12 protein-coding genes are annotated in these 12,821 nt (G+C 69.6%); 5 read left to right on the top strand and 7 right to left on the bottom strand.

Annotated elements, in window-relative coordinates:
• Positions 1–130 precede the first annotated feature (130 nt).
• The 7 genes from ACP59X_RS11515 to rsfS all read right to left on the bottom strand — a co-directional run bounded on the left by ACP59X_RS11515 (position 131) and on the right by rsfS (position 5,957).
• A complete protein-coding gene (locus tag ACP59X_RS11515) occupies positions 131–604 on the bottom strand; it encodes a hypothetical protein (RefSeq protein ID WP_428569654.1) in 474 nt (157 codons plus the stop codon).
• Positions 601–846, bottom strand: a complete 246-nt coding sequence (locus tag ACP59X_RS11510) for a helix-turn-helix domain-containing protein (RefSeq protein ID WP_428569652.1) — start codon at positions 844–846, stop codon at positions 601–603. Before ACP59X_RS11510 ends, ACP59X_RS11515 begins: the two co-directional genes overlap by 4 nt.
• Before the next feature lie 104 nt (positions 847–950).
• The gene (pgm, locus tag ACP59X_RS11505; protein ID WP_428569649.1) at positions 951–2,996 is read right to left on the bottom strand and encodes a phosphoglucomutase (alpha-D-glucose-1,6-bisphosphate-dependent); all 2,046 of its coding nucleotides are present in this window, start codon (positions 2,994–2,996) and stop codon (positions 951–953) included.
• A gap of 16 nt (positions 2,997–3,012) precedes the next feature.
• Entirely contained in the window at positions 3,013–3,729 is a 717-nt protein-coding gene (locus ACP59X_RS11500) for a site-2 protease family protein (protein WP_428569646.1), read from the bottom strand.
• A gap of 43 nt (positions 3,730–3,772) precedes the next feature.
• Positions 3,773–4,018 (bottom strand): hypothetical protein, encoded by a 246-nt coding sequence (locus tag ACP59X_RS11495; RefSeq protein WP_428569644.1) that lies wholly within the window; start codon positions 4,016–4,018, stop codon positions 3,773–3,775.
• A 5-nt stretch (positions 4,019–4,023) separates the two neighbouring features.
• On the bottom strand, positions 4,024–5,544 hold the full coding sequence (gpmI, locus tag ACP59X_RS11490) for a 2,3-bisphosphoglycerate-independent phosphoglycerate mutase (protein ID WP_428569641.1): 1,521 nt from the start codon (positions 5,542–5,544) through the stop codon (positions 4,024–4,026).
• Between the two features lie 8 nt (positions 5,545–5,552).
• Complete coding sequence (gene rsfS / locus ACP59X_RS11485; RefSeq protein ID WP_428569637.1) at positions 5,553–5,957, bottom strand: ribosome silencing factor; 405 nt, start codon at positions 5,955–5,957, stop codon at positions 5,553–5,555.
• A gap of 188 nt (positions 5,958–6,145) precedes the next feature.
• Between rsfS and ACP59X_RS11480 the strand changes: the two genes are divergently transcribed.
• The 5 genes from ACP59X_RS11480 (at position 6,146) to ACP59X_RS11460 (ending at position 12,798) form a co-directional block, all read left to right on the top strand.
• A complete protein-coding gene (locus tag ACP59X_RS11480; protein ID WP_428569634.1) occupies positions 6,146–7,447 on the top strand; it encodes a phenylacetate--CoA ligase family protein in 1,302 nt (433 codons plus the stop codon).
• A gap of 32 nt (positions 7,448–7,479) precedes the next feature.
• Positions 7,480–7,911 (top strand): ACT domain-containing protein, encoded by a 432-nt coding sequence (locus tag ACP59X_RS11475; RefSeq protein ID WP_428569631.1) that lies wholly within the window; start codon positions 7,480–7,482, stop codon positions 7,909–7,911.
• Between the two features lie 132 nt (positions 7,912–8,043).
• Positions 8,044–9,345 (top strand): alginate O-acetyltransferase AlgX-related protein, encoded by a 1,302-nt coding sequence (locus ACP59X_RS11470; RefSeq protein ID WP_428569628.1) that lies wholly within the window; start codon positions 8,044–8,046, stop codon positions 9,343–9,345.
• A 90-nt stretch (positions 9,346–9,435) separates the two neighbouring features.
• Positions 9,436–10,866: an RtcB family protein gene (locus ACP59X_RS11465; protein WP_428569624.1), complete on the top strand. Its 1,431-nt coding sequence runs from the start codon at positions 9,436–9,438 to the stop codon at positions 10,864–10,866.
• A 6-nt stretch (positions 10,867–10,872) separates the two neighbouring features.
• On the top strand, positions 10,873–12,798 hold the full coding sequence (locus tag ACP59X_RS11460; protein WP_428569621.1) for a response regulator: 1,926 nt from the start codon (positions 10,873–10,875) through the stop codon (positions 12,796–12,798).
• The last annotated feature ends 23 nt before the right edge of the window (positions 12,799–12,821 follow it).

Here is a 12,821-nt window from a genome sequence, read left to right as displayed (position 1 = left end):
TTCGAGGACGCGACACGAGACGCCAGGCCGGCCAGGGCACGACGAAGAAAGGGGCGCAACGGACACGCCCCTTGGGGAATGCGAACAGCTGGCTGGAATTGCGGTGCGGGCGTGCGCCGGGCTGACGCCGCTAGGGCCGGCAGCCGGGCTGGCGGGCTTCGGCCAGGCGGCCCGGCGGCACCAGGTAGAGGCGGTTGCCGTCGAAGCCGTTTACGGCCCGAAACCACAGCCAGTAAAACGACGGCTGCACGATGTGGCGGTTGCCCAGCCAGTCGAGCAGCATGTGTCCGGACACGCCGATGGCCAGGCCCACGCCCCAGGCGGCGGCCGTGCCGAAGCCGATGAGTAGCCACAGAAAAATCACGAACTCGAAGGAGTGCAGGACCAGGTAGAGCCGGTCGAGCTTTCCTTCCTCGCAGCTTTTGAAAAAGTGGTCCAACCCGCCCCAGCCGCGATTGCACAGCAGGTAGTCCGAAACATGGTCCAGATCCAGCAGCACGCTGGAGATGCCGGCGGCAAAGGCCGCCGACCAGCTGCCGCCGGCCGCGGCATACCCGGCCACGGCCAGGGGGATGGCGCTTAAGCAGTGTTGGGCAAGCTTCACGTCGTCACATTCCTCGCGGCCTGTCGGCCGGCTTCGGTCAGGCGGCCGCTGTAGGCCGAAATGTCGTACTCGTAATACCCGGCGGTACAAAGCGCCCGCAACAGCCGCCAGGCCCTGGCCGGGCCATGGCCCAGCCGCGTGGCCACCTCGCCCGGCATCACCCGATCCGGGAACGGCGCGTCCGGCTGCGCCGCCAAGGCCGCGAGCAGCCGCCGGGCGTCCCCATCCAGGCCGTCTCCCATCACCTCCCCTCCCCGAGGCAACCCCATTCGGGAGGTCCAGGAGGGGCAGTGCCCCTCCTGGCCGCCGGAGGCATTTTCTCTTCCCCTGCTCTCGCCGTCCCCGCTCACACCCCGGCTGCCGCGAAGGCGGCGTCGACGATCTCGCGGGCTTCGGCCTGCAGGGCGGACAGGTGGTCGCGGCCGCCAAAGCTCTCGGCGTAGATCTTGTACACATCCTCGGTGCCCGAGGGCCGGGCGGCGAACCAGCCGTTTTCGGTCACGACCTTGAGCCCGCCGATGGGCGCGCCGTTGCCCGGGGCGCGGGTGAGCTTGGCCACGATGGCCTCGCCGGCAAGGCTCGTGGCCGTGACCATCTCCGGCGAAAGCTTGGACAGCACCGCCTTTTGAGCCTTGGTCGCCGGGGCGTCCAGGCGCTCGTAGAGGGGCTGGCCGAAGCGCCCGGTCAGGGCCGCGTAGTGCTCGGCCGGATCCTGGCCGGTCTTGGCCGTGATCTCGGCGGCCAGCAGATCCATGACGATGCCGTCCTTGTCCGTGGTCCAGACCGTTCCGTCGGTGCGCAGGAAGGACGCCCCGGCGCTCTCCTCGCCACCGAAACCGAAGGAGCCGTCGATAAGCCCCGGCACGAACCATTTGAACCCGACAGGCACTTCGCACAGCCGCCGGCCCAGCGCCGCCGCCACCCGGTCGATCATGGCGCTCGATACCAGCGTCTTGCCCACGGCCGCGTCGGCCCGCCAGCCCTGGCGGGTGGAAAAGAGGTAGTTGATGGCCACGGCCAGATAGCTGTTGGGATTGAGCAAGCCCGCGCCCTTGGTGACGATGCCGTGGCGGTCGTAATCCGGGTCGTTGCCGAAGGCGATGTCGTAGGAGGCCTTGTGTTCGATGAGCCGGGCCATGGCGTAGGGCGAGGAGCAGTCCATGCGGATCTTGCCGTCCTTGTCCACGGTCATAAACGAAAAGGTCGGGTCCACCACGTCGCTTACAAGCGACAGGTCGAGGCCGTAGCGTTCCACCATGGGCTCCCAGAAGGCGATGCCCGAACCGCCCAGGGGATCGACGCCGATGCGGATGCCCGAATCCCGGATGGCGGCCATGTCCACCATGGTGGCCAGGTCGGCCACGTAGGGCGCGACATAGTCGTATGCGGTGACGCCGTCGGCCCGAAGCGCCCTTTCATAGGGCAGGCGCTTTACGCCCACGAGCTTTTTTTCCAGGTAGGCGTTGGCCATGTCCTGGACGATGCCGGTCACGTCGGTGTCGGCCGGGCCGCCCGAGGGGGGGTTGTACTTGAAGCCGCCGTCGGACGGCGGGTTGTGGGAGGGCGTGATGACGATGCCGTCGGCCTGGACGCCCCTGTGGTCGCGGTTGAAGGTCAGGATGGCGTGGGAAATGACCGGGGTCGGGGTGTAGCCCCGGCCGGCCTGGATCATCGTGGCCACGCCGTTGGCGGCCAGCACTTCCAGGGCGGTGATAAAGGCCGGCTCGGACAGGGCGTGGGTGTCCATGCCGAGGTAGAGCGGCCCGGTGATGCCCTGGCCGGCCCGGTAGTCGCAGATGGCCTGGGTCGTGGCCAGGATGTGGGCCTCGTTGAAGGAGCCGTCGAAGGACGTGCCGCGATGGCCCGAGGTGCCGAAGGACACGCGCTGCAAGGGATCGGACGGATCGGGGGCGATGGCGTAATAGGACGCGACGAGCCGGGGCACGTTGACGAGCAGGGACCTGGGCGCCGGCTTGCCGGCAAAGGGGCTTATGGCCATACGATGTCCTCCTTGGAGTGGGCCGCGAGCATAGTGACCCAAAGGCTGGCGGTCGTCCACATCCGGCGACGATTCGAGGGAAAAACGGGGCGGTTCGATACGGGTGGCCCGGCAGACGGGGCATTTGCCGGGTTTGGCCAGCCGGTCGCGCTTGGCGAAGACATGGCCGCAGCCCAGGCAGCGGGCCGGATGCAGGCGCAGGGGCCGGGCCGTGCGCCGCAGGGACAGCCGCAGATGCGCCAAAGCTTCCAGTACGGCCTTTTCGCCGTAGCCGGCCAGGCCGGACAGTTCCAGGGCGGTCAGGGGCGCGGCGCTGGCTGTCAAAATGGCGGCCAGGGCCCGGGCCGGCGTCGCTTCCCGGCTGGCCGGGACCGGTGGGCGTTTGCGGAACATGGCCGCGGCCTTGGCCTCAGGCCAGGGCCTTCCAGACGTCCTGGACCGTGGCGTAGGCCACCAGCCCAATGAGGAGCAGCCAGCCGCAGGCCGTGGAGGGGACGTAATACCGGGCCAGCCCGGCGCGCCAGGCAACCAGGCTGTCGCAGACGATCTTGCCGCCATCCAGGGGCGGCAGGGGCAGCAGGTTGAAGACGGCCAAGCTCACGGAAAGATAGGCGGCGAGCAGCACCAGGCGTGGCAGGCTCCCGCCCACGAACCGGCCGCCCTCGGCCACGATGCCGACCAGGCTGCTGACCTGGCCGCCGTGGCCGAAAAGTTTGGGGATGGCCGCGAGCATGGCCTGCACGGTGTCGGCCGTCCAGGCCAGGGGCTGGGCAAGGCAGCCCACCAGGGAGTGCTCCACCGGGGTCAGGGCGTAGAGCAGGCCGTAGCAGCCCACGGCAAAAGCGAGATTGGCCGCCGGCCCGGCCAGGCAGAAGACGATGCGCCGCCACAGGGGCAAGGTCAGGTAGTCCCGCTCGCCGGCGAGCTTGAGCAGCACGTAGCCGCCGAAGGGCACGGCCGAGAGGCACAGGCGCGTGCCGCCGACGACCCGGCTCCACAGGACCGGCCCCAACCCCAGGGAAAACCGGGCCACGGGCAGCCCGGCCGCCTTGGCCGCCAGGAAATGGCCCAGTTCGTGGATGAAAATAAGCGCGCCCAACAGGGCGACGACGGCGAGATAGGTCATAGGTGCCCTCCCCCGACGTATCGGGGCCGACGCCGTGCCGGCGTCAGATGAAATCCGGGTCCACGGCCGCCTTGCCGCCGGCCAGCATGACCTTGACGAAGCGCACCGAGCGCTCGTCCACGGGCACGATGGGAAACCGGCCCCGGCAGGCGTCGCAGGCGATCATGGTGGGCTTGGTCGGCGCCACCACCGGCACCTCGCGGCGGCAAAACGGACACGGATAGAGAAACACCAGTTCCACGCCCACGGGTTTGGCCGGGGTAAGGGGCTTGCGCTGTTCGTTACCCATGGCCCCTACTCCGAAAAAAGGCACTGGCCGGTCATGGACGCCGGCACGGGCAGCCCGGCCAGGCGCAGGATGGTCGGGGCGATGTCGCCGAGCTTGCCCGGGGCGAGCGTGGCGCCCTTGTTGGCCTCGTCGACCAGAATCAGGCGCACCGGGTTAAGGGTGTGGGCGGTCATGGGGCCGCCGCCCGGGGCGATCATCTCCTCGGCGTTGCCGTGGTCGGCGGTGACGAGCACGCGCCAGCCGGCTTGCCGGGCGGCTTCGACGATGCGGCCCACGCAGGCGTCCACGGTCTCCACGGCGGTGATGGCCGCCGGCAAGACGCCCGTGTGGCCGACCATGTCGCAGTTGGCCAGGTTGACGATGGCCAGGGCGTGGCCCTTGGGCAGGGAGGCCAGGAAGGCGTCGGTGACGGCCGCGGCGCTCATTTGCGGCTTGAGGTCGTAGGTGGGCACGTCGCGCGGCGAGGGCACGAGGGCGCGCTCCTCGCCCGGGAAGGGCTCCTCGCGGCCGCAGTTCATGAAATAGGTGACGTGGGCGTATTTCTCGGTCTCGGCCAGGCGCAACTGGGTCAGGCCGGCCTTGGCATAGACCTCGCCCAGGACGTCGGTGAGGCTTTGCGGGGCGAAGGCCACGGGCAGGCCGAAGGAGCCGTCGTATTTGGTCATGGTGGCGAAGCCCGAGAGCCTGGGCCGGACGTTTCGGGGGAAGCCGTCGAAATCGTCGCGCGTGAGCGCCGCCGTGATCTCCCGAGCCCGGTCGGCCCGGAAATTGAAGAAAAAGACGGCGTCGCCGTCGCGAATGACCCCATCCCCGCCGGCCAGGACCCGGGGCTTGACGAACTCGTCGGTCTGCCCGGCGGCATAGGCGGCGGCCACGGCGGCCACGGGGTCGGTGAAGGGCTCGCCCATCCCCTCGGTCAGGGCGGCGTAGGCGGCGGCCACGCGGTCGAAGCGCTTGTCGCGGTCCATGGCGTAGAACCGGCCGGTCAGGCTCGCGATGCGCCCGGCGCCCGGCCCGCGCAGGAAGCCGCTTAGGTCCTCGACGTAGCCGACGCCGCTTTGGGGCGGCGTGTCGCGGCCGTCCAGGAAGGCGTGGACCAGGATGTCCTTTTGGCCCAGGTCGGCGAAGGCGGCCACCAGGGCCTTGAGGTGGTTTAAGTGGCTGTGCACCCCGCCGTCCGAGACCAGCCCCATGAGGTGGAGCCGGCCGCCGGCGGCCTTGGAAGCGGCGGCCAGGTCGGCCAGGACGGGGTTATGGGCCAGCGCCCCCTCCTCCACGGCCATGTCGATGCGGGTCATGTCCTGATAGACGACACGGCCCGCGCCGATATTCATGTGCCCGACCTCGGAATTGCCCATGAAGCCGCTGGGCAGGCCCACGGCCCGGCCCGAACAGGCCAGGGTCGTGGACGGGTAGGCGGCCAGCAGGCGGTCGAGGTGGGGCGTCCTGGCCAGGGTCACGGCATTGCCGGGGCCGGCCGGGGCCAGGCCCCAGCCGTCGAGGATAAGCAGCAGGGTGGGTGTCATGGGTCGCTCTATTCGGCCGGTTCGGCCTTGGCGGGAGCCGGGGCGGGCAAGGGGATGCGCTTGCCCTCGGCCCACAGGCCTTCGATATTATAGAAGGGGCGCAGGTCTTCCTGGAAGATGTGCACCATGACGTCGTTGAGGTCGAGGAGCACCCACTGGCCGTGGCGGTAGCCTTCCATGCCGAGGTAGGAAAGGCCGTATTCGCCGCAGCGTTCGAGGACGTGGTCGGCCAGGGCCTTGGCCTGGCGCAGGCTGGCCGCCGAGGCCACGAGCATGGCCTCGCACACGGGGTTGAAGGGGGCGACATCCAGGGCCAGGATGTCCTTGGCTTTCTTTTCGGCCAGCCAGGCGGCGACCAGGACGGCCTTGTCCACGGCGGACAGGGCGTTGGCATCGGTTTTTGTATCGGGCATCGTTTCTCCGGGGAAATGGCACGTTCCCGGCCTTGCGGCGGGAAACGACGGAGGTCTATACGATTTGGGGCCGCGCCGCAAACGCCCATCCGGGACAAGCCTTTTTTGGGGACCCTCACTTGACGTGGCGGGCGGCTTTCGGGCAGGTATCGCCATTGGACGCGCTACGGCGTGACGGAGGAAGCCGCATGATCTTCGACATGGACATCGAAACCCTGCCCCGGGAAGAACTCGAGGCGTTGCAGCTCAAACGCCTGCAAGGCCTGTGCGAACGGGTCTACGCCAATGTCGCCTTCTACCGGAAGGCCTTTGACGAGGCCGGCATCAAGCCCTACGACATCAAGAGCCTGTCCGACGTACGCTACCTGCCGTTTACCGAAAAGCAGGACATGCGCAACCACTATCCGTTCGGGCTTTTCGCCGTGCCCAAGGACAACGTGGTGCGCATCCACGCCTCCTCCGGCACCACCGGCAAGGCCACCGTGTCCGGCTACACCCAGCGCGACGTCAACAACTGGGCGACCATGATGGCCCGCTGCCTGACGGCGGCCGGGGCCACCCGGCGCGACATCATCCACGTGGCCTACGGCTACGGGCTTTTCACCGGCGGCCTTGGCGCCCACTACGGCGCCGAGCGCCTGGGCGCGACCACGGTCCCGGTCTCGGGCGGCGGCACCCGGCGCCAGGCCATGCTGCTGCGCGATTTCGGGGCCACGGTGCTGTGTTGCACGCCGTCCTACAGCCTGGTGCTCTACGAAACGGCGCTCGAAGCCGGCATCGATTTCAAGGAGCTGCCGCTGCGCGTCGGCGTGTTCGGGGCCGAGCCCTGGACCGAGGAAATGCGCCGCGACATCGAAAGCAAGATGGGCATCAAGGCCATCGACATCTACGGCCTGTCCGAGGTCATGGGGCCGGGCGTGGGCATCGAGTGCGCCGAGGCCCAGCACGGCGCCCACCTCCAGGAAGACCATTTCCTGTGTGAGGTCATCGACCCGGTCACCCTGGAGCCGGTTGCCCCCGGCGAGGCCGGCGAACTGGTCATCACCACGCTGACCAAGGAAGCCCAGCCGCTGATCCGCTACCGCACCCGCGACATCACCCGCCTGGAAAAGACCCCGTGCAAGTGCGGCCGCACCTTCGCCCGCATGGTCCGCGTCCAGGGCCGCAGCGACGACATGCTCATTATTCGCGGCGTCAACGTCTTCCCGTCGCAAATCGAAAGCATCCTGCTCGAAACCGAGGGCCTGTCCCCCCACTACCAGCTGCTGGTCCAGCGCGAGGGCAACCTCGACACCCTGACCGTGCAGGTCGAAGTGGACGAGAAGGTCTTCTCCGACGAAATCAAGAAGCTCCAGCGCCTGGAAGGCAAGATCCAGAAGAACATCAAGGAATTCCTGGGCGTCACCGCCCTGGTCAAACTGGTCGAGCCCCGCAGCATCCAGCGCTCCGAGGGCAAGGCCAAGCGCGTCCTCGACCTGCGCCACGCCTAACGGTCCGCAAGCTCCTTTGGGAGGGAAACGCCATGAAAGCCGAACAGATTTCCATTTTCCTGGAAAACCGGGCCGGACGCCTGGAGGAAGTCACCCGCGTCCTGGCCGAGGCCGGCATCAGCATCCGGGCCCTGTCCCTGGCCGACACCTCGGACTTCGGCATCCTGCGCCTGATCGTCAGCGACCATGAGAAAGCCAAGGTCGCGCTCAAGGAACACGGCTTCACCGTGGGCCGCAACGCCGTGGTGGCCGTGGAAGTCCCCGATGTCCCGGGCGGCCTGCACTCCATCCTGAAACTGCTGTGCGCCGGCGGCATCAACGTCGAATACATGTACGCCTTCGTGCATCAGTGCGAACGCTCGGCCGTCATCATCGTCCGTTTCGACCGCACCGACCAGGCCATCGAACTGTTACAGAAAAACAATATCCCCATCATTCCCGGGGAAAAGCTCTACAATATCTGATGCCCCCGCGGCGGCCGCTGCGGCCGCGCGGGCATCCCGCCAGGCAGGGACGCCGCACCGCCGCACGGCGGCGGCGTCCCGCCGACCCCGCGAGGCATTCTCACCGTCGCCGCGCCCGCCCCGTTTTTCCCCATGCCCAGACATCTTGCCGTACCCTTTGTGCGCGGTGGACGCCTCCGTCGCCTGGCCTGCCTGGGGCTTTTCGCGGCCACCTTCTATCTGGCCCTGGTCGGCCTCGACGCCTTCGTCTACAACCGGTTGCCGCGCCTGTGCCTTTTTTCCCCCAAACACCGCGAACTGCTCTACTCCTACGGCGTCTACGACCCGGCCACCAATCCCCTGTACCGGCCGTGGCTGCACGGCTACGTCAACGAACCGGGCCTGCCGCCGCGCCGGGGCACGGCCGACGACGCTTACCGGGCCTACGGTATGTACCTGCCCGACGCGCCGGCCGTCACCGTATCCGGCACCGACGCCCTGGGCTGGTGGAACGCCCGCCTGCCCGGGCAGGCCGAGACCCTGTTCCTGGGTGATTCCTTCTGCTACGGCGCGGGCTCGGGGACCGAGCGCAGCATTCCGGCCCTGTACGAACATGCCACCGGCCAGGCCAGCTATGCCGCCTGCAAGAACGGCTACGGCCTGCCCCAATACCGCGACATCCTGCGCCATCTGACCGTGGACGCCCTACGGGGCAGCCCGGAACGCTTCCAGGGAAGGACCGTCGTCGTCCTGGTCTATATCGGCAACGACCTGGCCGCCGACCTGTTCGTCTACCGGGGCCGGCTGCGCGAGGAACATCTCGGGCCGTGGCGCCACCTGCGCCTGACCTCGTTGCGCCGCCTGGCCCGCTACCTGCGCGACGCGGCCCGGGGCTCGGGCCAGGCCCTGGCCGCCGCCCCGGCCGCCCTGGTGGACACCGGCGGCTACTATCCCGTGCCCCTGACCGAGCCCACGGAAAACGGCCTGCCCTTCGCCTTCCACCCCTTCTACCGCAGCTTCATCGACACGGCCTGGTTCGGGCCGTCCGAGGAGGACGACGTTCGCCGGGCGCTGGTCGATTTGCGGGAGCTGGCCGGCCAGGGAGGCTTTCACCTCGCCGTGGTGGTGCTGCCCACGGCCCTGCAGGTGCTCTATCCGCGCATCGACTTCGCCGCCGTGCCCCGGGGCTCGGAATTCGCGCGAAAGGCCGCGGACATGGTCCGCAACCTCAACGCCCTGACCGCCCGGCTGCTGGTCCTGCTCGACGAGGCCGGCATCCCCGGCCTGGACATGCTGCCCCGCTTCATGGACGCCCCGGACGCCGGGCGCTACTACTGGCCCACGGATTCCCATCTGACCCCCCGGGGCAACGCCGCCGTGGCCAGTGCCCTGGCCGCCGTCTTGGGCTCCGCTGCCCCAAGTCCCCCCATCCCCCCCCGCCCGGCCATGCCTTGACAACGCACGTCCTTTCTGCGCTATGAAGGGAGGATACGACCGTCTGATCCGGGCGGCGGCCGCCGCCGTCCGACCAACGAAGGACACGGCATGCAACGGCGCAACCTGACGCGCGGCGAGGCGCTGACCTGGGACATGCCGCCGACGGGGGCCATGCGTGTGCCGGCCCGGCTTTTCGCTTCCGCCGCCCTGCTGGAGGCCATGGAAGAGGGGGTGCTGACGCAATTGGCCAACGTCGCCTCCCTGCCCGGCCTGGTCGGCCCGGTGCTGGCCATGCCCGACGCCCATGTCGGCTACGGCTTTCCCATCGGCTGCGTGGCCGCAAGCGACCCCGAGGCCGGCGGCGTAATCAGCGCCGGAGGCGTGGGCTTCGACATCGCCTGCGGCGTGCGCCTGCTGGTGGCCGACCTCGACCGCCGGGAGGTGGCGCCCCGGCGCGAGGCCCTGGCCGACGCGCTGTTCGCCGCCGTGCCGGCGGGGCGCGGCACCGGCGGGCGGCTGCGGCTTTCCGAGAGGGACCTGACCGCCATGCTCGAAGGCGGCGCGGCCTGGGCCGTGGCCCGGGGGTTCGGCGAGGCGGCCGACCTGGCCGGCTGCGAGGACGACGGCCGCCTGGCCGGGGCCGATCCGGCCATGGTCTCGGCCAGGGCCCGGGAGCGCCAGCGCGACGCCCTGGGCACGCTGGGGTCCGGCAACCATTACCTCGAAGTCCAATACGTGGACGACATTGCCGACGCCCGCCTGGCCGCCGCCCTGGGCCTGGCGCCGGGGCAGGTGACCGTGTCCGTCCATTGCGGCTCCCGGGGCCTGGGCCATCAGGTGGCCACGGACCACATGGCGGCCATGCTGGCCGAGGCGCCGCGCCTGGGCTTTGCCCTGCCCGACCGGGAACTGGCCTGCGCGCCGCTGGGCTCGGACACGGCCACCCGCTACCTCGGGGCCATGCGGGCCGCGGCCAACTGCGCCCTGGCCGGCCGGCAGGTCATCACCCAGCTTGTGCGCGAGGCCTTTGACCGGCTCTTCCCCGGGGCGCGCCTGCGGCTGCTCACCGACGTGTCCCACAATTTCTGCCGCGCCGAGCGCCACACCGTGGCCGGCCGGCAAAAAACGCTCTACGTGCACCGCAAGGGCGCCACCCGGGCCCTTGGGCCGAGCCATCCGGACATCGGGCCTCGTTTCGCCGGCATCGGCCAGCCCGTGCCCGTGGGCGGCAGCATGGGCACGGCCTCCTATCTCCTGACCGGCACCGACGCCGGCCAGTCCCTGGCCTTTTCCTCGGCCTGCCACGGGGCGGGCCGCAGCTTGAGCCGCAAACAAGCCCTCAAGCGCTTTTCGGGCAAGGCCCTCCTGTCGGACCTGGCCGGGCGGGGCATCGCCATACGGGCCCACGACCTGCGCGGGCTCGGCGAGGAAGCCCCCGGCGCCTACAAGGACATCACGGACGTGGCCCAAACCGTCCACGCCCTGGGACTGGCCGCCATAACCGCCAGGCTGCGCCCCCTGGCCTGCATCAAAGGGTAATCCGCCATGCTCGAACGCCTCATCCGGGAAACCGACGCCCTGGCCGACCTCACCGGCGACACCCTGCTCGTTTTGGACCGCGACGGCATCATCCTGCATGCCACGCAGGCGGCCGGCCAGCTGCTCGGCACGCCGGCCGGCCAACTCACGGGCACGGCCTTCGGCCTGCCCCTGGACGGGGGGCGGCAGTCCCCCGTGCGCCTGGTGGCCAACGGCCGCCGCGCCCGCATGCGCGCCCAACCCCTGGCCGAGCCCGACCTGGGGCTCACGCGCGTGCTGCTGCGCGACGTCACCGACCAGGAAGAGGCCCTGGAAAGGCTCGATGCGGCCAAAAAGGCCGCCCGGGCCGGCGAACGGGCCAAAAGCCACTTCCTGGCCAACATCACCCACGAGATCCGCACGCCCATGATCGGCATCCTGGGCATGACCGAGCTGACCCTGGCCACGGAACTGTCTGCCAAGCAGCGAGAATACCTGGAAATGGCCCGCCATTCCGCCCGGTCGCTGCTGACGGTCTTAAACGACATCGTGGACTATGCCCGCATCGAGGTGGGCGCCCTGGAGCTGGCCCAGCTCCCCTTCGACCTCCACGACACCGTGGAGGAAGCGGTCAGCGTCTTCCGGCCCCTGGCGGCCAAGAAGGGCCTGGCCCTGGAATACCGGCTCCTCGGCGACCTCCCGCGCGCCCTTGTGGGCGACGCCAGCCGGCTGCGACAGATCCTGATCAACCTGGTCGGCAACGCGGTCAAATTCACGGATTCCGGCAGCGTGATCCTGGCCGTGTCCGCCGGCGAGGCGGGGCCGGCCGGCAGGACCCAGTTGCGCTTCGCCGTGCGCGACACCGGCATCGGCATCCCCCGCGACAAGATCAAGGCCATCTTCGACAGCTTCACCCAGGCCGACGTCTCCCCGGCCCGGCGCTACCAGGGGGCTGGGTTGGGGCTGGCCATCGTGCGCCATCTGGTGGAAATGCAGGGTGGCCACTACGGCGTCGAAAGCGAGGAAGGCCAGGGCAGCGTCTTCAGCTTCGTGCTGGACTTCGCCCTGCCGGCCGAGGCCCAACCGGAAACGGCCGTTGCCCGGCCCGCCCCCCAGGCGCCGCCGGCCACGCGTCCCCTGACCGTTTTGCTGGCCGAGGACAACCCCATCAACCAGATTTACGCCCAGGAGTTGCTGGAAGCCGACGGCCACGGCGTGGTGGTCGCCCACACCGGCCGCCGGGCCCTGGAATGGCTGCGCCGCCGCCATTTCGACGTGGTGCTCATGGATATCCAGATGCCGGAGATGGACGGCCTGGAAGCCACCCGGGCCATCCGCAGCGACCAAAGCGGCGACTTCGACCCGGACATCCCCATCGTGGCGCTGACGGCCCACGCCCTCAAGGGAGACCGGGAGGCCTTCCTGCGGGCCGGCATGAACGAATACCTAAGCAAGCCCGTGAGCCCCGAGAGCCTGGCCGCCGCCCTGGCCCGGGCCATGGGCGCCACGGCCCCGGCCGCGCCGCAATCGCCGGACATGACCCCCGGGGCGGGGCACGAACTGCTCGATTGGCAGGAGTTGCTGACCAAGGCCCGGGGCAACACCGGGTTTCTCATGAAGCTTTTTTCCGCCTTCGTGGCCGAGCAGCCGACGAGCCTGGAGGCCATCCGCGAGGCCCTGGCCCGGGCCGATTTCGAACACTTGGCCTTCCTGGCCCACTCCCTCAAGGGCGCGGCGGCCACCATGTGCGCCAAGCACCTGCGCCAGGCCTGCTACGACCTGGAACTGGCGGCCAAGGCCCGCGATGCCGGCCGGGCCGGCGCGGCCTTGACCGGCCTGGAGGAACGGCTGCGCCACGTCCTCATGGCCATGCGCGAGCGCCTGGACGCCCAGGACGGCACGGCGAAGGAGCCCGGCCATCGTCCGTTGCCCACGGCCGGGCCGACGCTTTGACCCGGCGCTTTCAACCAGCGGTT

The organism is Solidesulfovibrio sp. DCME, from assembly GCF_049995385.1.
In the GTDB taxonomy this organism is placed as follows: Bacteria; Desulfobacterota; Desulfovibrionia; order Desulfovibrionales; family Desulfovibrionaceae; genus Solidesulfovibrio.
This window is presented reverse-complemented; position numbering and strand designations above follow the sequence as displayed.